This is a genomic window from Streptomyces sp. NPDC053426, assembly GCF_055585405.1.
The window spans coordinates 199,957-218,177 of record NZ_JBVJKE010000003.1 but is presented as its reverse complement, the minus strand read 5'-3'; the positions used below and the strand labels follow the sequence as shown (position 1 = coordinate 218,177).

17 protein-coding genes are annotated in these 18,221 nt (G+C 68.4%); 9 read left to right on the top strand and 8 right to left on the bottom strand.

Features of this window, described 5'->3' with window-relative positions:
• Nucleotides 1-27: 27 nt before the first annotated feature.
• The 6 genes from gyrB to dnaA all read right to left on the bottom strand — a co-directional run bounded on the left by gyrB (nt 28) and on the right by dnaA (nt 9,448).
• Complete coding sequence (gyrB, locus tag ACZ62B_RS07920; RefSeq protein ID WP_344563198.1) at nt 28-2,088, bottom strand: DNA topoisomerase (ATP-hydrolyzing) subunit B; 2,061 nt, start codon at nt 2,086-2,088, stop codon at nt 28-30.
• Nucleotides 2,089-2,520: 432 nt separating this feature from the next.
• Nucleotides 2,521-3,063 carry a DciA family protein gene (locus ACZ62B_RS07915; RefSeq protein WP_344563200.1) on the bottom strand — a complete coding sequence of 181 codons (543 nt, stop codon included), beginning with the start codon at nt 3,061-3,063 and terminating at the stop codon, nt 2,521-2,523.
• Nucleotides 3,060-4,181: a DNA replication/repair protein RecF gene (gene recF / locus ACZ62B_RS07910; protein WP_344563202.1), complete on the bottom strand. Its 1,122-nt coding sequence runs from the start codon at nt 4,179-4,181 to the stop codon at nt 3,060-3,062. The genes ACZ62B_RS07915 and recF overlap by 4 nt, the downstream gene beginning before the upstream one ends.
• A gap of 88 nt (nt 4,182-4,269) precedes the next feature.
• Nucleotides 4,270-5,145: a phosphogluconate dehydrogenase (NAD(+)-dependent, decarboxylating) gene (gnd, locus tag ACZ62B_RS07905; protein WP_030857037.1), complete on the bottom strand. Its 876-nt coding sequence runs from the start codon at nt 5,143-5,145 to the stop codon at nt 4,270-4,272.
• 225 nt (nt 5,146-5,370) lie between these two features.
• On the bottom strand, nt 5,371-6,501 hold the full coding sequence (dnaN, locus tag ACZ62B_RS07900) for a DNA polymerase III subunit beta (protein WP_344563205.1): 1,131 nt from the start codon (nt 6,499-6,501) through the stop codon (nt 5,371-5,373).
• A 952-nt stretch (nt 6,502-7,453) separates the two neighbouring features.
• Nucleotides 7,454-9,448: a chromosomal replication initiator protein DnaA gene (gene dnaA, locus ACZ62B_RS07895; protein ID WP_469689424.1), complete on the bottom strand. Its 1,995-nt coding sequence runs from the start codon at nt 9,446-9,448 to the stop codon at nt 7,454-7,456.
• A 392-nt stretch (nt 9,449-9,840) separates the two neighbouring features.
• Between dnaA and rpmH the strand changes: the two genes are divergently transcribed.
• From rpmH to ACZ62B_RS07850, 9 genes are all read left to right on the top strand, one after another.
• Nucleotides 9,841-9,978 carry a 50S ribosomal protein L34 gene (gene rpmH / locus ACZ62B_RS07890; RefSeq protein WP_003956500.1) on the top strand — a complete coding sequence of 46 codons (138 nt, stop codon included), beginning with the start codon at nt 9,841-9,843 and terminating at the stop codon, nt 9,976-9,978.
• A 21-nt stretch (nt 9,979-9,999) separates the two neighbouring features.
• A complete protein-coding gene (gene rnpA, locus ACZ62B_RS07885; RefSeq protein ID WP_073933322.1) occupies nt 10,000-10,371 on the top strand; it encodes a ribonuclease P protein component in 372 nt (123 codons plus the stop codon).
• On the top strand, nt 10,368-10,742 hold the full coding sequence (yidD, locus tag ACZ62B_RS07880) for a membrane protein insertion efficiency factor YidD (protein ID WP_073933323.1): 375 nt from the start codon (nt 10,368-10,370) through the stop codon (nt 10,740-10,742). Before rnpA ends, yidD begins: the two co-directional genes overlap by 4 nt.
• A 3-nt stretch (nt 10,743-10,745) precedes the next feature.
• The gene (gene yidC, locus ACZ62B_RS07875) at nt 10,746-11,999 is read left to right on the top strand and encodes a membrane protein insertase YidC (RefSeq protein WP_344569753.1); all 1,254 of its coding nucleotides are present in this window, start codon (nt 10,746-10,748) and stop codon (nt 11,997-11,999) included.
• Between the two features lie 15 nt (nt 12,000-12,014).
• Nucleotides 12,015-12,527: a Jag family protein gene (locus ACZ62B_RS07870; protein WP_085573232.1), complete on the top strand. Its 513-nt coding sequence runs from the start codon at nt 12,015-12,017 to the stop codon at nt 12,525-12,527.
• 122 nt (nt 12,528-12,649) lie between these two features.
• The gene (gene rsmG, locus ACZ62B_RS07865; RefSeq protein WP_344569756.1) at nt 12,650-13,366 is read left to right on the top strand and encodes a 16S rRNA (guanine(527)-N(7))-methyltransferase RsmG; all 717 of its coding nucleotides are present in this window, start codon (nt 12,650-12,652) and stop codon (nt 13,364-13,366) included.
• Nucleotides 13,367-13,657: 291 nt separating this feature from the next.
• Nucleotides 13,658-14,734 carry a ParA family protein gene (locus tag ACZ62B_RS07860; RefSeq protein ID WP_344569946.1) on the top strand — a complete coding sequence of 359 codons (1,077 nt, stop codon included), beginning with the start codon at nt 13,658-13,660 and terminating at the stop codon, nt 14,732-14,734.
• On the top strand, nt 14,731-15,831 hold the full coding sequence (locus tag ACZ62B_RS07855; protein ID WP_468887422.1) for a ParB/RepB/Spo0J family partition protein: 1,101 nt from the start codon (nt 14,731-14,733) through the stop codon (nt 15,829-15,831). The genes ACZ62B_RS07860 and ACZ62B_RS07855 overlap by 4 nt, the downstream gene beginning before the upstream one ends.
• A 327-nt stretch (nt 15,832-16,158) precedes the next feature.
• Nucleotides 16,159-16,776, top strand: coding sequence for a GNAT family N-acetyltransferase (locus tag ACZ62B_RS07850; RefSeq protein WP_344569760.1), 618 nt, complete (start codon nt 16,159-16,161; stop codon nt 16,774-16,776).
• A gap of 87 nt (nt 16,777-16,863) precedes the next feature.
• Here the strand turns inward: ACZ62B_RS07850 and trxA are convergent, their stop codons facing one another.
• Together trxA and trxB are read right to left on the bottom strand one after the other, a co-directional pair.
• Nucleotides 16,864-17,202 carry a thioredoxin gene (trxA, locus tag ACZ62B_RS07845; RefSeq protein WP_030857059.1) on the bottom strand — a complete coding sequence of 113 codons (339 nt, stop codon included), beginning with the start codon at nt 17,200-17,202 and terminating at the stop codon, nt 16,864-16,866.
• 41 nt (nt 17,203-17,243) lie between these two features.
• The gene (gene trxB / locus ACZ62B_RS07840) at nt 17,244-18,212 is read right to left on the bottom strand and encodes a thioredoxin-disulfide reductase (RefSeq protein ID WP_344569762.1); all 969 of its coding nucleotides are present in this window, start codon (nt 18,210-18,212) and stop codon (nt 17,244-17,246) included.
• Nucleotides 18,213-18,221: the final 9 nt, after the last annotated feature.

Below are 18,221 nucleotides of genomic sequence, written 5' to 3'. Positions count from 1 at the left end.
TTCCTGGTGCGGTCAGCTGAGACCGACTCAGATGTCGAGGAAGCGGACGTCCTTGGCGTTGCGCTGGATGAACGCGCGGCGGGCTTCGACGTCCTCGCCCATGAGGACCGAGAACAGGTCGTCGGCCTGGGCGGCGTCGTCCAGGGTGACCTGGCCGAGGACCCGGTGCTCCTGGTCCATCGTGGTGACGCGCAGCTCCTCGGCGTTCATCTCGCCGAGACCCTTGAAGCGCTGGACGGAGTCCTCGCGGATGCGCTTGCCGGCGTTGCGGCCCATCTCGATCAGCGCGTCGCGCTCGCGGTCGGAGTACGCGTACTCGAAGTCGTCCCGGCCCCACTTGATCTTGTAGAGCGGCGGACGGGACAGGTACACGTGTCCGGCCTCGACCAGCGGCCGCATGAAGCGGAACAGGAAGGTCAGCAGCAGGGTGTTGATGTGCTGGCCGTCGACGTCGGCGTCCGCCATCAGAATGATCTTGTGATAGCGGAGCTTCTCGATGTCGAAGTCCTCGTGCACACCCGTGCCGAACGCGGAGATCATCGCCTGGATCTCCTGGTTCTGCAGGATCCGGTCGATGCGCGCCTTCTCGACGTTGAGGATCTTGCCGCGGATCGGGAGGATCGCCTGGTACTGCGGATTGCGGCCGGACTTGGCCGAACCGCCGGCGGAGTCACCCTCGACGATGAAGATCTCGCACTTGGTGGGGTCGTTCGACTGGCAGTCGGACAGCTTGCCCGGCAGCGACGCCGACTCCAGCAGACCCTTGCGGCGGGTCAGGTCACGCGCCTTGCGGGCCGCCACGCGCGCGGTGGCCGCCGCGATGCCCTTGCGGATGATGTCCGCGGCCTCGTTGGGGTTGCGGTCCAGCCAGTCGTTGAGGTGCTCGTAGACGACCTTCTGGACGAAGGTCTTCACCTCGGTGTTGCCCAGCTTGGTCTTGGTCTGGCCCTCGAACTGCGGCTCGCTCAGCTTGACCGAGATGATCGCGGTCAGACCCTCGCGGATGTCGTCACCCGTGAGGTTGTCGTCCTTCTCGCGCAGCAGCTTCTTGTCCCGCGCGTACTTGTTGATGAGCGAGGTGAGCGCCGCGCGGAAGCCCTCCTCGTGCGTACCGCCCTCATGGGTGTGGATGATGTTGGCGAAGGAGTACACGCCCTCCGTGTAGCCGCCGTTCCACTGCATGGCGACCTCGAGGGACAGGTTCCTGTCCTTGTCCTCGGCCTCCAGGTCGATCACGGTGGGGTGCACCACTTCCCCCTTGCGGGAGTTGAGGTACTTCACGAAGTCGAGGATGCCGCCCTCGTAGTGGTACGAGACGGACTTGACCTCGTACTTCTCGTCCTCGCCCGCCTCGTCCGCACCGGCGGTGGCCTTCGCCGACTCACGCTCGTCGGTGAGGTTGATCCGCAGGCCCTTGTTGAGGAACGCCATCTCCTGGAAGCGCCGGGAGAGCGTCTCGAAGGAGTAGTCGGTGGTCTCGAAGATGTCGCCGTCGGCCCAGAAGGTGACCGAGGTCCCGGTCTCCTCGGTGGCCTCGTGCTGGGCGAGGGGCGCGGTGGGCACACCCAGCTTGTAGTCCTGCGTCCAACGGTGGCCGTCGGTCTTGATCTCGACGGCCACCCGCGTCGACAGCGCGTTGACCACGGAGACGCCCACACCGTGCAGACCGCCGGAGACCGCGTAGCCGCCGCCGCCGAACTTGCCGCCCGCGTGCAGCACGGTCAGGACGACCTCGACGGCGGGCTTGCCCTCGGAGGGGACGATGCCCACCGGGATACCGCGGCCGTTGTCGACGACGCGGACGCCGCCGTCCGCCAGGATCGTGACGTCGATGGTGTCCGCGTGTCCGGCCAGCGCCTCGTCGACCGAGTTGTCGACGACCTCCTGCACCAAGTGGTGCAGTCCCCGCTCGCCGGTCGACCCGATGTACATACCGGGTCGCTTACGGACCGCGTCCAGGCCTTCGAGGACGGTGATGGCGCTCGCGTCGTACGACGCGGCGGCCTCGTCGGCCGAGGTGCTCGCCGCGTCACTGACGCCGGTGTCGGTGGACGGGATGTTCTCGTTGGGGTTGCCGGAATCGGCCACGAAGCGCCCTTTCTGGCACAGCACGAGCCGGGCTCGTCGGCAGGTTGCCGGAGCGGCTGCGGCATGTTGCGTTGGTAAGCCTTGATCAGCGTTGCTCAGCTTTTCCCGGGCGGTCCCCACGTTCGGGGCGGGATTGTCTTCCATTCTACCGGTAGCACTGACATCGATGGGGGTTTGCCGGTACCTGAGTCCGCATGTGCCGCCCTCAACCGGTCTCGTCCGACTCCCGATATGCGGATGGGGGCTCCAAGAGCCCCACGAGGGCACTCAGCGCTTCGGGCCGTCAACCCTTGGCTACTTAGGAGTCAGGTGGCGATTCGCAACCGTGTGCGGTGCCACGACGAAACGGGCACCGACGGCGGAACAGCACTGCCGAGACCCACGTTGTGATGTCCATCACGTGGGGCTGAAGGGGCCGGAACGGGCGCCCGGTCACCCGTACGTGTCCCCGGGACCCCTGCTCCCGGGAGCACGCAGGGGCCCGAAACGACGAGCGGGACCACCGGGACCGACAACCTTGATCAGCCGCACGGTGCCATGCCCGAGGTCCTCGTTCAGACGCGCGACCAGAGTCGGCGCGAGCAGCCGCAGATTCGTCGCCCACGCCGTGGAGTCGCAGCGCACGACCAGCACCCGCTCGTCCTCGTCGTACCGCTCCGGCTCACAGTGCTTGGCCACGTCCTCGCCGACGATCTCGGGCCAGCGCCCCATCACCCCGCCCACCGCGGCCGGGGCCTCCCAGCCCCGCTCGCTGAGCAGCCGGTTGATCGCCGGGCCGAGCGCCATCGGGTCGCGCCGGTCGGCACGCGCACCGGAGCGCAGGCCGCCGCGCCGCGCCTGCTTCTTCTGCTGCGCCGCGTCCCCACGCGCGCGTGCCGCCTCCCTGGCCGCGCGCAACGCCACACGCGCGAGGTCGACACCGGACGGCTCAGGGGCCCTCCCGGCACCGCTTTCGGACGTGCCCCGGTCGCTCATACGCGCTCCACCGTCCCCTCGGCCACGGCGAACCGCGCACCCGCCAGCACATGGGGCACGTCGTCGTCGACCGCCGCGGTCACCAGGACCTGCTCGCCGGGCGCCACCAGCTCGGCCAGCCGCTCGCGCCGCCGCGCGTCCAGCTCGGCGAAGACGTCGTCGAGCACCAGCACCGGCTCGTTGCCCTCCGCGCGCAGCAGGTCGTAGGAGGCCAGACGGAGCGCCAACGCGTACGACCAGGACTCACCGTGGGAGGCGTAGCCCTTGGCGGGCAGCTGGCCCAGCTTGAGCAGCAGATCGTCGCGGTGCGGACCGACCAGGGTGACACCCCGCTCGATCTCCTGCTTGCGAGCCTCGGCGAGCGCGGCCGTCAGCTGCTCGAAAAGGTCCTCGCGCGTATGGGCCTCGCCGGGCGCGGACGGCTTGTACTCCAGGGCGACCGGTCCGCCACCGGGCGCGAGCTGCTCGTACGCCTTGTCGGCCAGCGGCTGGAGCGTGGCGATCAGGTCCAGCCGCTGCGCCAGGAGCTCGGCGCCCGCACGCGCGAGGTGCTGGTCCCAGACGTCGAGCGTGGACAGGTCCAGGGTGCGGCCGCCGTGCCGGCGCGCCAGCGCGGCCGACTTCAGCAGGGTGTTGCGCTGCTTGAGCACCCGGTCGTAGTCGGAGCGCACACCCGCCATGCGCGGGGAACGCGCGGTGATCAGCTCGTCCAGGAAACGGCGCCGCTCACCGGGGTCGCCCTTGATCAGGGCGAGGTCCTCGGGCGCGAACAGCACGGTCCGTACGATCCCCAGCACGTCCCGGGGCCTGACCTGCGAGGACCTGTTGATGCGGGCACGGTTGGCGCGGCCCGGGTTCAGCTCCAGCTCGACGAGCTGCTGCCGATCACCCTGCCGGACCTGGGCCCGGACGATCGCGCGGTCGGCGCCCATGCGGACCAGCGGTGCGTCGGAGGAGACCCGGTGGCTGCCGAGGGTGGCGAGGTAGCCGACCGCCTCGACCAGGTTCGTCTTGCCCTGCCCGTTGGGCCCGACGAAGGCCGTCACCCCCGGGTCGAGCGGGACCTCGACCCGGGGATAGGACCGGAAGTCGGCCAGCGACAGATGCGTGACGTGCATGGTCGTTCCGCCGACCTCCCTCGGCGTTGCGGACCGCGGGAACGGTCCTGTGGATACGGTCCTGTGGGCACGGGACGTGCCCTGCGGACTACTTCTTCTCGACCGCGTGGCCGCCGAACTGGTTCCGCAGCGCCGCGATCATCTTCATCTGCGGCGAGTCCTCCTGACGGGAGGCGAACCGCGCGAACAGCGAGGCGGTGATCGCCGGCAGCGGGACCGCGTTGTCGATGGCGGCCTCCACGGTCCAGCGTCCCTCACCGGAGTCCTGTGCAAAACCCCGGAGCCCGTCCAGGTGCTCGTCCTCGTCCAGCGCGTTCACCGCGAGGTCGAGCAGCCAGGAACGGATGACGGTGCCCTCCTGCCAGGAACGGAACACCTCCCGGACGTCGGTCACCGAGTCGACCTTCTCCAGGAGCTCCCAGCCCTCGGCGTAGGCCTGCATCATGGCGTACTCGATGCCGTTGTGGACCATCTTCGCGAAGTGGCCCGCACCGACCTTGCCCGCGTGCACCGAGCCGAAGTCGCCCTCCGGCTTGAGGGCGTCGAACACCGGCTGCACCTTGGCGACGTTCTCCTTGTCGCCGCCGTACATCAGCGCGTAGCCGTTCTCCAGGCCCCAGACGCCGCCCGAGACACCGCAGTCGACGAAGCCGATGCCCTTGGCCGCCAGTTCCTCGGCGTGCTTCTCGTCGTCCGTCCAGCGGGAGTTGCCGCCGTCCACGACGACGTCACCCGGCTCGAGCAGCTCGGCGAGCTCGTCGATCGTGGACTGGGTCGGCCCGCCCGCCGGAACCATCACCCACACCACACGGGGGCCGCTGAGCTTGTCCACAAGCTCCCGCAGGCTGTGGACGTCGGCGAGGTCCGGGTTGCGGTCGTATCCGAGGACGGTGTGACCCGCGCGGCGAATCCGCTCGCGCATGTTGCCGCCCATCTTGCCGAGGCCGACGAGACCGAGCTCCATCAGTTGTGATCCTTAGGTATGCGACGTGGCGTGACGGCACGTACGTGCCGGCGTCCGAGCCTAAACCCGGACGCCCGCGCACATCTGTGGGCATACGCGCTCATACGCAGCCCTCACCTGCGGCTTTGCTCGGAACGACGGTCAGCCGCTGAGCCGCACCGGCATACCGCGGTCTTGTGGGGGGGCGACCCCCACACCCCCGGCAGTCGCTGCGGCGGGCGCACCTCAGCCGCTGAGCCGCACCGGCATGATCAGGTACTTGTAGGCGTCGTCCGCCTCCGCGTCCACCGCCGGACGGCCGCTGAGCAGCGCCGGCTTGGTGGACGTGGTGAAGGACAGCTGGGCCACCGGGGAGTCGATGGCGCTCAGGCCGTCCAGCAGGAACGTCGGGTTGAAGGCGATCGAGATGTCGTCGCCCTCCAGCTGGGCGTCGACCCTTTCCACAGCCTGTGCGTCGTCGCTGGAACCGGCCTCCAGGATGAGCACGCCCTGCTCGAAGCTCAGCCGCACCGGGGTGTTGCGCTCGGCGACCAGGGCCACGCGCTTGACGGCCTCCACGAAGGGGGCGGTCTCGATCACGGCGACGCTGTTGAACTCGGTCGGGAACAGCGTGCGGTACTTCGGGAGGTCGCCCTCCAGCAGACGCGTGGTGGTACGGCGGCCGGCGCCCTCGAAGCCGATCAGGCCCTCACCCGCGCCCGAGCCGGACAGCGCCAGGATCACCTGGTCACCGCTGGTCAGCGCCTTGGCGGTGTCCTGGAGCGTCTTGGCGGGCACCAGGGCGACCGCGGAGACCTCCGGGTTCTCCGGCTTCCACAGGAACTCGCGGACCGCGAAGCGGTAACGGTCGGTGGAGGCCAGCGTGACGGTGTCGCCCTCGATCTCGATGCGCACACCGGTGAGGACGGGCAGCGTGTCGTCACGGCCGGCCGCGATGGCGACCTGCTGCACCGCGGAGGCGAAGACCTCGCCGGGGACCGTGCCCGTCGCGTTCGGCATCTGCGGCAGGGCCGGGTATTCCTCCACAGGCAGTGTGTGGAGTGTGAACCGCGAGGAGCCGCAGACCACCGTCGCCCGTACACCGTCTGTGGAAATCTCCACCGGCCGGTTGGGGAGGGCGCGGCAGATGTCGGCCAGCAGCCGGCCCGAGACGAGGACCGTGCCCTCCTCCTCGACCTCCGCCTCCACCGACACCCGCGCGGAGACCTCGTAGTCGAAGCTGGACAGGCTCAGCTGGCCGTCCTCGGCCTTCAGGAGCAGGCCGGCGAGGACAGGGGCCGGCGGACGGGCCGGGAGGCTGCGCGCCGCCCAGGCCACTGCCTCCGCGAGTACGTCGCGTTCCACCCGGATCTTCACTGTTGCCGCCTCCTGCTGTTGCCGGCGCTTCTCGCCCTGCCTGGCTTTCGTCGTCTGACTCGGTGTCGTCGGCCCCGGTGAGGGGAAGGACACCGGGAACAGTCTGACGCACCGCACTGACAGTAGGTGCCCCTCGGGGTCAAGTCGTGACGAGTGGCAGTCGGGGCCGAGACACCGAGTTGTGCACAGGGCCCCCTTCGAAACGAATTCCTCGCTCTCTCTAGTTGGGAGTAGTAGTAGGGCCTGTGGATACCGTGGATAACCTCGTTTCCGCAGGTCAGGTTGGGGATTTTGTCCACGGGGCCTGTGGGTGGAGGCCGTGGACAACTGGGCCTCTCTGTGGAGAACAGAAAGTTCTGCACATCCCGTCCCCAGGGAGGGGCGAGTTCTCCCCAGCTCCGTCCCCAGGTTTGGGGCTCTTTCCCACAGGCCCCTTCGGCAGCTCGGTGTGACGCCTTTCACTCGCCACGGTGAGAGAGTGCGTCGTGTTGCCGAACAGTGGACAGCCATGTGGAGAACCGGGCGATCACTGGGGACAACCGCCTTCACCCTGTGGGTTGTCCGTGGACAACTCGGTGCACAGGTTGTCGGCCTCCACTTTGTCCACAGCCTGTGGAGATCGTTTTTCCACGTATCCACAGCCCTCTGAACTGGCCTGATGGCCCCTCGACAGGCTGCCCTGTGGACAAGATCGGGACAACTTCCCGGTCCCCAGGATGTGGACGGGAAAAAGTCACCGAATCTGTGGAGGAAGGCCGTAACCCGGCTTCGGAATCGAACAGCGCCGAGGGCTTCACGAGGAGGCGAGGCGCCCCGGGACACGTCGAGGGCGCCCTCGGACCGCTCCAGGACTCTGTCGAGGGCGGCCTCGGACCGCCCGCGCGACACGAAAAGGCGCCCCCGGATCGCTCCAGGGGCGCCCTCGACGGAGTCCGTCCGGCCTGTGGGCCGCTCAGCCGGCCTTGATGCGGTTGGTGAGTTCGGTGACCTGGTTGTAGATGGAGCGCCGCTCGGCCATCAGATTGCGGATCTTCCGGTCGGCGTGCATCACCGTGGTGTGGTCACGGCCGCCGAACAGCGCGCCGATCTTCGGCAGCGACAGGTCCGTCAGCTCACGGCACAGGTACATGGCGATCTGGCGTGCCGTCACCAGCTGCCGGCCCCGGGAGCTGCCGCACAGGTCCTCGACCGTGAGGCCGAAGTAGTCGGCCGTGGCGCCCATGATGGCCGTCGAGGTGATCTCCGGCGTCGAGTCGTCGCCGCCGGGCATCAGGTCCTTGAGGACGATCTCCGTCAGGCCCAGGTCCACCGGCTGCCGGTTGAGCGAGGCGAACGCCGTCACCCGGATCAGCGCGCCCTCCAGCTCACGGATGTTCCGCGAGATCCGGGAGGCGATGAACTCCAGCACCTCCGGCGGGGCGTTGAGCTGTTCCTGCACGGCCTTCTTGCGCAGGATCGCGATGCGCGTCTCCAGCTCCGGCGGCTGGACGTCGGTGATCAGACCCCACTCGAAACGGTTCCGCAGCCGGTCCTCCAGCGTGACCAGCTGCTTGGGCGGCCGGTCGCTGGAGAGCACGATCTGCTTGTTGGCGTTGTGGAGCGTGTTGAAGGTGTGGAAGAACTCCTCCTGCGTCGACTCCTTGTCCGCCAGGAACTGGATGTCGTCGACGAGCAGGATGTCCATCTCGCGGTACCGCTTGCGGAAGCTGTCGCCCTTGCCGTCGCGGATGGAGTTGATGAACTCGTTGGTGAACTCCTCCGAGCTCACGTACCGCACGCGCGTGCCGGGGTACAGGCTCCGCGCGTAGTGCCCGATCGCGTGCAGCAGATGGGTCTTGCCGAGCCCGGACTCCCCGTAGATGAACAGCGGGTTGTAGGCCTTCGCGGGTGCCTCGGCGACGGCGACCGCGGCCGCGTGCGCGAAGCGGTTGGACGCGCCGATGACGAACGTGTCGAAGAGGTACTTCGGGTTCAGCCGCGCGGTCGGCTCACCGGGGCCGGCCGCCGGTGCCGGCTGCGCCGCCAGCGGGCTGGGCGCGCCGGTGGTGGGCAGGTTCGGACCCACCGGGCCGCCGCGGTGGACGTGCCCGGAGCCTGAGGGCGGGTCGGGCAGCTCGCGGCGCCTGGCGTCGCGCTGGTCGTAGTCGCCGCGTGATGTGTCGTAGTCGGAGCGCTGCTGGTCGTAGGACGGCCGGTCCATGGGCTGCGGACGGTAGTCCTGTGCGGGCGGGCCGCCGCCGTAACCGTCCTGCGAGCCGTACGAGTCCTGGGATCCGTAGGTGTCCTGCGAGCCGTAGGTGTCCTGCGGGGGTGTGGCGTACGGGTCCCGTTCCGGGAAGCCGAGGCGCTGCTGCTGCCAGCCGTACTCCTCCTGAGCCGGCCGCGGCCAGGCGCCGGGCTCCGGACGCTGGTACTCCGACGGGTAGGCGGGGCGGGCGGTGGGCAGCTGGTCACCGGAGGGGCCCTGCTGCTGGTCGGTACGGCGGCGGCCGTAGCTCTCGTATCCCTCGTAGCCGTCGTACGGCTCGCGCTCCTGCCGGTCGGACCGCTCCGGGTGATCGGGGCGCTCGGAGCGCTCGGAGCGCTCGGGGCGTTCCTGGCGGACGGCCGGAAGCTCGGGCTCCTCGTAGCGTGGCTGGGGGCGGGGCGCCGGTGGGGGCGAGGGTTCGCCGACGGTGTCGTCGACGGTGATCGCGATGCGGATCGGGCGTCCGCACTCGCGGCTCAGGCTCTCGCTGACGACGGGGGCGAGGCGGCCCTCGAGCACACCCTTCGCGAACTCGTTGGGTACGGCGAGCAGCGCGGTGTCGGCGACGAGTGCCAGTGGCTGGCAGCGCCGGATCCAGTGCTCGTCCTTGCCCTCGACCCCCTGTCCGCGGCCCTCCCCGAGGAGCTGCTCCAGTACGCGTGGCCACACTGCGGCAAGATCGGCAGGTACGTCAGCCACAGGGCACGCTCTCTCACAGGTCCTTCGATCGTGTGATGCGGAGGACGGGTCGGGATGTGAATCGGGTGGTGGGGGGATTAAGGAAACGACTCGTCAAGGGAACGAACCGGAGTCAAGCCACGGTAGTCAGCGCGGCCGGTACGGTTCAAGTTGTTGTCCCCAGGCTGTGGACAAGTGTCCCCCAGTCGTCGCCGGTTTGACCGAATGGCGCAGTCGCGCGTACCGTGACCAGGTCGAGTTGTCGATGGCTGCTGCCGCCTGCCTCCGATGGGCACAGATCACGCAAGGTGATCGGTCAGCGGTGCACTCGGGCGTAACGCGAGCTACTCGTGGGCGCACGGTGACAGCCAGGACGGCACCCCGCAAACACCGAGTCTTTCTGGAGCCCCCGAGTGAGCAAGCGCACCTTCCAGCCGAACAACCGTCGTCGCGCCAAGACCCACGGCTTCCGGCTGCGTATGCGCACCCGTGCCGGCCGCGCGATTCTCGCGTCCCGCCGCAGCAAGGGTCGCGCCCGTCTGTCCGCCTGATCCCGGTCAGGTCATGACGTCGTGCTGCCCACCGAGAACCGGCTGAGGCGGCGCGAGGACTTCGCGACCGCGGTACGACGGGGGCGCCGGGCAGGAAGCCGGCATCTCGTCGTCCATCTTCGTAGCGGTGCCACGGACCCGCATGCGCCTGGGGAGAGCGCTCCCCCGTCGTGTGCGGGTTTCGTCGTGAGCAAGGCCGTGGGCGGTGCGGTGGTGCGCAACAAGGTGAAGCGCAGGCTTCGCCATCTGATGCGCGAGCGAGTCGACCAGTTGCCCCCCGGTAGCCTGGTAGTCGTACGAGCGCTGCCCGGTGCGGGTGACGCCGACCATGCACAACTGGCCCGAGACCTGGATGCCGCCCTGCGGCGGCTGCTGGGAGGGGGCGCGCGATGAAGTACCCGCTGCTGGTTCTGATCAAGATCTACCAGTGGACGATCAGTCCGCTGCTGGGGCCGGTGTGCAGGTACTACCCGTCGTGTTCCCACTACGGCTACACGGCCATCGACCGGCACGGTGCCATCAAGGGCACAGCGCTCACGGCCTGGCGCATCCTCCGGTGCAATCCATGGTCGCCGGGTGGTGTGGACCATGTTCCGCCGCGCAAGCGTCCGCGGTGGCACGAAATGCTGCGTGACGCCTGGCGTGCACGCAGGGGCGGGACCTCCGCCGCCGAACCGGCCACCGAGGGGCGGACCTCTCCCACAGGTCCGACGAGCCCTTCGAGCCCGGCCGCAGAGACCCCGTCCCATGCCCAAGGAGCATGATCAGTGGACACGATTGCCAGCCTCTTCAGCTTCATCACGACACCTGTCTCCTGGGTCATCGTCCAGTTCCACAAGGTGTACGGCGCCATTTTCGGCCCTGACACCGGGTGGGCCTGGGGCCTGTCCATCGTGTCCCTGGTGATTCTGATCCGTATCTGCCTGATCCCGCTCTTCGTGAAGCAGATCAAGGCGACGCGCGCGATGCAGACGCTCCAGCCGGAGATGAAGAAGATCCAGGAGCGCTACAAGAACGACCGGCAGCGCCAGTCCGAAGAGATGATGAAGCTGTACAAGGAGACGGGCACCAACCCGCTCTCCTCGTGCCTTCCCATCCTGGCGCAGTCACCGTTCTTCTTCGCCCTCTACCACGTGCTCAACAGCATCGCGTCGAACGACACCATCGGCGTGATCAACGAGCGCCTGCTGGAGAGCGCGCAGAAGGCCCACATCTTCGGTGCCCCGCTCGCGGCGAAGTTCACGGACAGCGCGGACAAGGTCGAGGCGCTCAACTCCTCGCTGACCGATGTCCGTGTCGTCACGGCCATCATGATCGTCCTGATGTCGCTGTCGCAGTTCTACACGCAGCGCCAGCTGATGACGAAGAACGTCGACACCACGGTGAAGACGCCGTTCATGCAGCAGCAGAAGATGCTGATGTACGTCTTCCCCATCATCTTCGCCGTCTTCGGCATCAACTTCCCGGTCGGTGTCCTCGTCTACTGGCTGACCACCAACGTGTGGACCATGGGCCAGCAGATGTACGTCATCCACAACAACCCCACGCCGGGTTCCAAGGCTCAGGCCGCGTACCTGGAGCGCCTCTCCAAGAGCGTCTCCAAGCACGGCAGGACCCGCGGCCGCGGTGAGCGCGCCATCGTCAAGGCCATCGTCGCCAAGGGCCGGGACCGTAACGAGTACGAGCGCAAGTTCGTCAACGGTCTGAACAAGGAGGGCCTCGCGGCCCAGGCCGACGGCACGGTGATCAAGAGCGAGAGCACGGCCGCCGCCCAGGCCGAGGACGCGGCCGCAGCCAAGCGGCAGCAGCCCAAGCGGCAGACCAAGTCCCAGCGCCAGTCCGGCACGGCCAAGGCGGCCGGTGAGCCCACCTCGCTGACCAAGTCCGGCGAGCCCGAGGACGCCAAGCCCGCCGGCCCCGCCAAGAAGGACGGCGCCAAGCCCGCCGGCAGTACCCGCAGCAGGGCCCAGTCCGGGCAGCGCAAGGGTCCGCAGCGGCCCAAGTCCCCGTCCAAGAAGTAAGAAGGAGTCCATCCCGTGACGGAAGGCACCACCTCCGCCGCTGCCGAGGGCGCAGACACCCTGACCCGCCTGGAGCAGGAGGGCGAGATCGCGGCGGACTATCTGGAGGGTCTGCTCGACATCGCCGATCTCGACGGCGACATCGACATGGACGTCGAGGCCGACCGCGCCTCCGTCTCGATCATCAGCGACACGGGCAGCCGTGACCTGCAGAAGCTGGTGGGTCGTGACGGTGAGGTGCTGGAGGCGCTCCAGGAACTCACGCGTCTGGCCGTGCACCGGGAGACCGGGGACCGCAGCCGTCTCATGCTCGACATCGCCGGCTATCGGGCCAAGAAGCGGACCGAGCTGTCCGAGCTGGGTGCCAAGGCCGCGGCCGAGGCCAAGAGCAGCGGCAAGGCCGTGAGGCTGGACCCGATGACGCCGTTCGAGCGCAAGGTCGTGCACGACGCGGTCAAGACGGCCGGCCTGCGCAGTGAGTCCGAGGGCGAGGAGCCGCAGCGCTTCGTCGTCGTGCTTCCCGCCTGATCGGCTCTACGTTCCACCGGCCCCGTCTGTTGCGCAGACGGGGCCGAACTTTGTCAGCCTGATAGTTCTGTGGTTCTGGTGTCGGCGCCCGGTGTCGGCATGGTACGGAAGGACGGTCCCCCGTGACGGAGGCAGCGGAGCTTCCCCCCGCGCCCGAGCAGGCACGCGAGGTGTTCGGAGATCGCTTCGAGGACGCGGTCCGGTACGCGGAGCTGCTCGCGGAGGCGGGTGTGCAGCGCGGCTTGATCGGGCCGCGTGAGGTGCCCCGCCTGTGGGAGCGGCATCTGCTGAACTGCGCGGTGCTCTCGGAGGTCGTGCCCGAGGGGGTGACGGTGTGCGATGTGGGCTCGGGTGCCGGCCTGCCGGGCATCCCCCTGGCGCTGGTCCGGGAGGACATCAAGATCACTCTGCTGGAGCCGCTGCTCCGGCGTACCAACTTTCTGACCGAGGTCGTCGAGCTGCTCGGACTGGACCACGTGACGGTCGTGCGTGGCCGGGCCGAGGAGGTCATGGGGAAGCTTCCTCCGGTGCACGTGGTGACCGCTCGTGCCGTGGCTCCGCTCGACCGCCTCGCCACATGGGGCATCCCTCTGCTGCGGCCCTACGGCGAGATGCTGGCGCTCAAGGGCGACACCGCCGAGGAGGAGCTGAAGAGCGCGGCGACGGCGCTGAGCAAGCTCGGTGCCGTGGAGACATCCATCGTGCATGTGGGCGAGGGTGTCGTGGATCCGATGTCCACGGTGGTGCGGGTCGAGGTCGGCGAGAGTCCGGGTGGTGTGCGGTTCGCGGCGAAGCGCGCGAAGGCCGCCCGTACGGGACGGGCCCGGCGCCGGCGCTGAGGGCCGGACGTACTCCACACAAGCTGCCGAACCCATGCATGCCGGAGTGTCGCGGCAGTGCCGCCCCGGCCGCTGTGCATCGTGTTTCACGTGAAACGTCGCTCACTGCTGCACGGCATCATCAGTCGGGGCCGCGCCGCGGCCGATCCCCGTGACCGGAAGCCTCTCGGTTCGCTCGGAGAGACTCCTGTTCCCGACGAGACACCGGCCTCCTCAAGAGGTATGGAGTTGTCCACAGAGGTGGATTTCTCCACAGAACGTCAGGGCTCACTGGTTCACGACCCCGAAGGCATGGGAGGCTCTGTTCATAGCGAGCCTGAAGTCGAGGAGAGTGAATCCTTGCGGTCCGACGCCAACATCGCGGGACCGATGACCGATCCGGTCCCCGGTCCCCGTACCGAGTCGACGGGAGCGGATGTTTCACGTGAAACACCGCCTCCGATGGACGACACTCCCATCGGTCGTGCCGCCCAGTTGGCGGTGGAGGCTCTGGGGCGAGCCGGTGAGGGCCTGCCACGGCCCGAGCAGACCCGCGTCATCGTGGTCGCCAACCAGAAGGGCGGTGTCGGCAAGACGACGACCACCGTCAACCTTGCCGCGTCGCTCGCTCTGCACGGCAGCCGTGTCCTGGTGATCGACCTCGACCCCCAGGGCAATGCCTCCACGGCCCTGGGCATCGACCACCATGCCGAGGTCCCCTCCATCTATGACGTCCTGGTGGAGAGCAAGCCGCTCGCGGAGGTCGTCCAGCCGGTCCCCGATGTCGAGGGGCTCTTCTGCGCACCCGCCACGATCGATCTCGCCGGTGCGGAGATCGAGCTGGTGTCGCTGGTGGCGCGAGAGAGCCGGCTGCAGCGGGCGATCCAGGCGTACGAGCAGCCGCTGGACTACATCCTCATCGACTGCCCGCCCTCGCTCGGCCTGCTGACGGTCAACGCGATGGTGGCCGGCCAGGAGGTCCTGATCCCGATCCAGTGCGAGTACTACGCGCTGGAAGGGCTGGGGCAGTTGCTGCGCAACGTCGACCTGGTGCGGGGGCACCTCAACCCCGCCCTGCACGTATCGACGATCCTGCTCACCATGTACGACGGCCGGACGCGCCTCGCGTCACAGGTCGCGGACGAGGTGCGCACCCACTTCGGCGACGAGGTACTGCGGACGAGCATTCCCCGCTCCGTCCGTATCTCGGAGGCGCCGAGCTATGGGCAGACGGTGCTGACTTACGATCCTGGATCAAGCGGTGCCCTCTCCTACTTCGAGGCGGCACGAGAGATTGCGCTGAGGGGTGTCGGCGTCAGCTATGACGCATCGCAGGCTCACCTCGGCGTACGGCAGAACGATCCGAGCATGGTGGAGGGCGTCCAGTGAGCGAGCGACGGAGGGGGCTGGGTCGTGGTCTCGGCGCACTGATCCCCGCTGCCCCGACAGAGAAGACGGTGACGCCGTCCGTGGTGGGCGGCAGCGTCTCCCCGTCTTCTGCGACGGTGCCGATACTGCCCACCGAGCGAGGGGTGGCCGCCGCGAAGGTGGCCACGCTGTCGGATGTTTCACGTGAAACGGGTGAGGCCTCGGCTCATGGAGCTGATGCCGCACCCACGGCGCCCATGGGTGCGCACTTCGCCGAGATCCCCCTCGACGCCATCACACCGAACCCCCGGCAGCCGCGTGAGGTCTTCGACGAGGACGCGCTGTCCGAGCTCATCACCTCCATCAAGGAGGTCGGTCTCCTCCAGCCGGTCGTCGTACGGCAGGTGGGGCCCGCGCGCTATGAACTCATCATGGGTGAGCGCCGGTGGCGTGCCTGCCGTGAGGCGGGGCTCGATGCGATTCCGGCGGTCGTGCGGGCCACGGAGAACGAGAAGCTCCTCCTGGACGCGCTGCTGGAGAACCTGCACCGTGCCCAGCTGAATCCGCTGGAAGAGGCCGCCGCCTACGACCAGTTGCTGAAGGACTTCAACTGCACGCAGGACCAGCTGGCGGACCGCATCGGCCGCTCCCGGCCGCAGGTGTCCAACACGCTGCGCTTGCTGAAGCTGCCGCCGACCGTTCAGCGCCGGCTGGCCGCCGGTGTGCTGTCCGCCGGGCACGCACGCGCGCTGCTGTCCGTCGAGGACGCGGAGGAGCAGGACCGGCTGGCCCACCGGATCGTGGCCGAGGGGCTGTCGGTGCGGGCGGTCGAGGAGATCGTGACCCTGATGGGCTCACATCCCCAGAAGGATCGACGGTCCAAGGGTCCGCGCGCCGGAGCTCTTGTCTCGCCGGCGCTGACGGATCTGGCGACGCGTCTCTCGGATCGCTTCGAGACGCGGGTGAAGGTCGACCTGGGGCAGAAGAAGGGCAAGATCACCGTCGAGTTCGCCTCGATGGAGGACCTCGAACGCATCCTCGGCACCCTCGCTCCGGGCGAGGGGCCCGTTCTGCAGAAGAGTCTGGTGGACGACGACTCCGTGGAGACCGAGTCCTGACCCATCGACGGGTTCGGCCCAGCAGCCGACCGGGTGACCAGGGGCGGACCGTGTCCGGTGTGTACCGGAACACGGTCCGCCCTTTGCTTTTTGGCGGTGTCGATGGAATCGCTTCATGGATACGATGCGTTCGGACAGGGCGCATCCACCCGGCAGTACCTCTGAGAGCAAGGCAGGGGCCATGCGAATGACGAGCCGCACCGGACTGGTGAGCGCGGGGCTGGGGGTGGGCGCCGTCAGCGGCTTCATCGGCAGCCTGCTCAGGGAACGGAGCGCTCTGACAGCCGCCCGCGAGGCAGCGGGCGAAGGAAGCGAGGAACAGCCTTCATGGGCCGTCGGCTCGTACCGCTCACGCTGGACAACCTTCCGGACCTCCCCCGGCGCTGCCGCTCGTGCGTCTTCTGGGAACTCGACCCCGTCAGCGGCGAGGCAGCGGTAAAGGCGGGAACCTCCGCGGTCGAGAAGGAGTCGTGGATCTCGGCCGTCCTCCTGGACTGGGGGTCCTGTGGAAGGGTCGTCTACGTCGATGACGTCCCCGTGGGCTTCGTCCTCTACGCTCCCCCCGCCTATGTGCCACGCTCCATGGCGTTTCCCACCAGCCCCGTGTCGCCCGACGCGGTGCAGCTGATGACCGCGTTCATCATGCCGGAGTACCAGGGGCAAGGGCTGGGCCGGGTCATGGTGCAGACGGTGGCCAAGGACCTGCTGCGCCGGGGCTTCAAGGCGATCGAGTCGTTCGGCGACGCACGCTGGAAGGAGCCGGCCTGTGTACTGCCCGCCGACCATCTGCTGGCCGTGGGCTTCAAGACGGTCCGGCAGCACCCCACCCACCCCCGGCTGAGGCTGGAGCTGAGGACGACGCTCTCCTGGAAGGAAGACGTCGAGATGGCGTTGGACCGGCTGCTCGGGGCCGTGCAGAAGGAGCCGGCGCTGCGTCCCCTCTGACGCTCCTCATACGAATGGGCCGGCCCGGATGGGTCGGCCCATTCGTGTTTCACGTGAAACACGTGCCGCCGGTGAGGCGGTCGGTCATCACTTGGCGGCGGTGATGAACTCCTCGAGGTCGCGGACGATCGCGGCCTTCGGCTTGGCTCCGACGATGGTCTTGGCGACCTCGCCACCCTGGTAGACGTTCAGGGTCGGGATGGACATGACGCCGTACTTGGCGGCCGTGGCCGGGTTCTCGTCGATGTTCAGCTTGACGATCTCGATCTTGTCTCCGTGCTCAGCGGCGATCGCTTCGAGGGACGGAGCGATCTGACGGCACGGACCGCACCAGGCGGCCCAGAAGTCCACCAGGACGGGCTTGTCGTTCTTGAGGACGTCCTGCTCGAAGGAGTCGTCGGTCACATGCTTCAGGGTGCCGGCCACAGCGGGCTCCTTAACTGGTTGATGCGTGAGGAGGGTGGGGGTCAGACAGCGGTCTTCTCGGGCTCGGCCTTCTCCTCGTCCGCGAGAGCGGCGAGGAAGCGCTCGGCGTCGAGGGCGGCGGCACAGCCCGTACCGGCCGCGGTGATCGCCTGGCGGTAGGTGTGGTCGACCACGTCGCCGGCGCCGAAGACACCGGTGAGGTTCGTACGCGTCGAGGGCGCCTCGACCTTCAGGTAGCCCTCCTCGTCCAGCTCCAGCTGGCCCTTGAAGAGCTCGGTGCGCGGGTCGTGGCCGATCGCGATGAACAGGCCGGTCACCGCCAGGTCCGAGAGCTCGCCGGTCTTGACGTTGCGCAGCTTCAGGCCCGAGAGTTTCTGGTCGCCCTGGACCTCGGCGACCTCGCTGTCCCAGACGAACGAGATCTTCGGGTCGGCGAAGGCACGCTCCTGCATCGCCTTGGAGGCGCGCAGGGTGTCACGGCGGTGGACGATCGTCACGGACTTGGCGAAGCGGGAGAGGAAGGTGGCCTCCTCCATCGCGGTGTCGCCACCGCCGATCACGGCGATGTCGTGGTCCTTGAAGAAGAACCCGTCACAGGTGGCGCACCACGAGACGCCGCGGCCGGAGAGGGCGTCCTCGTTCGGCAGGCCGAGCTTGCGGTGCTGCGAGCCGGTGGTGACGATGACGGCCTTCGCCTTGTGGACCGTACCGGCGGTGTCCGTGACGGTCTTGATCTCACCGGTCAGGTCGACGGCGACCACGTCGTCCGGGACGAGCTCGGCACCGAAGCGCTCCGCTTGGGCGCGCATGTTGTCCATGAGCTCGGGGCCCATGATGCCGTCCTGGAAGCCGGGGAAGTTCTCGACCTCGGTGGTGTTCATCAGCGCGCCGCCGGCGGTGACGGCGCCCTCGAACACCAGGGGCTTCAGCGACGCACGGGCGGTGTAGAGCGCCGCCGTGTAGCCGGCGGGCCCCGAGCCGATGATGATCACGTTACGGACGTCGCTCACGGCTTGTTT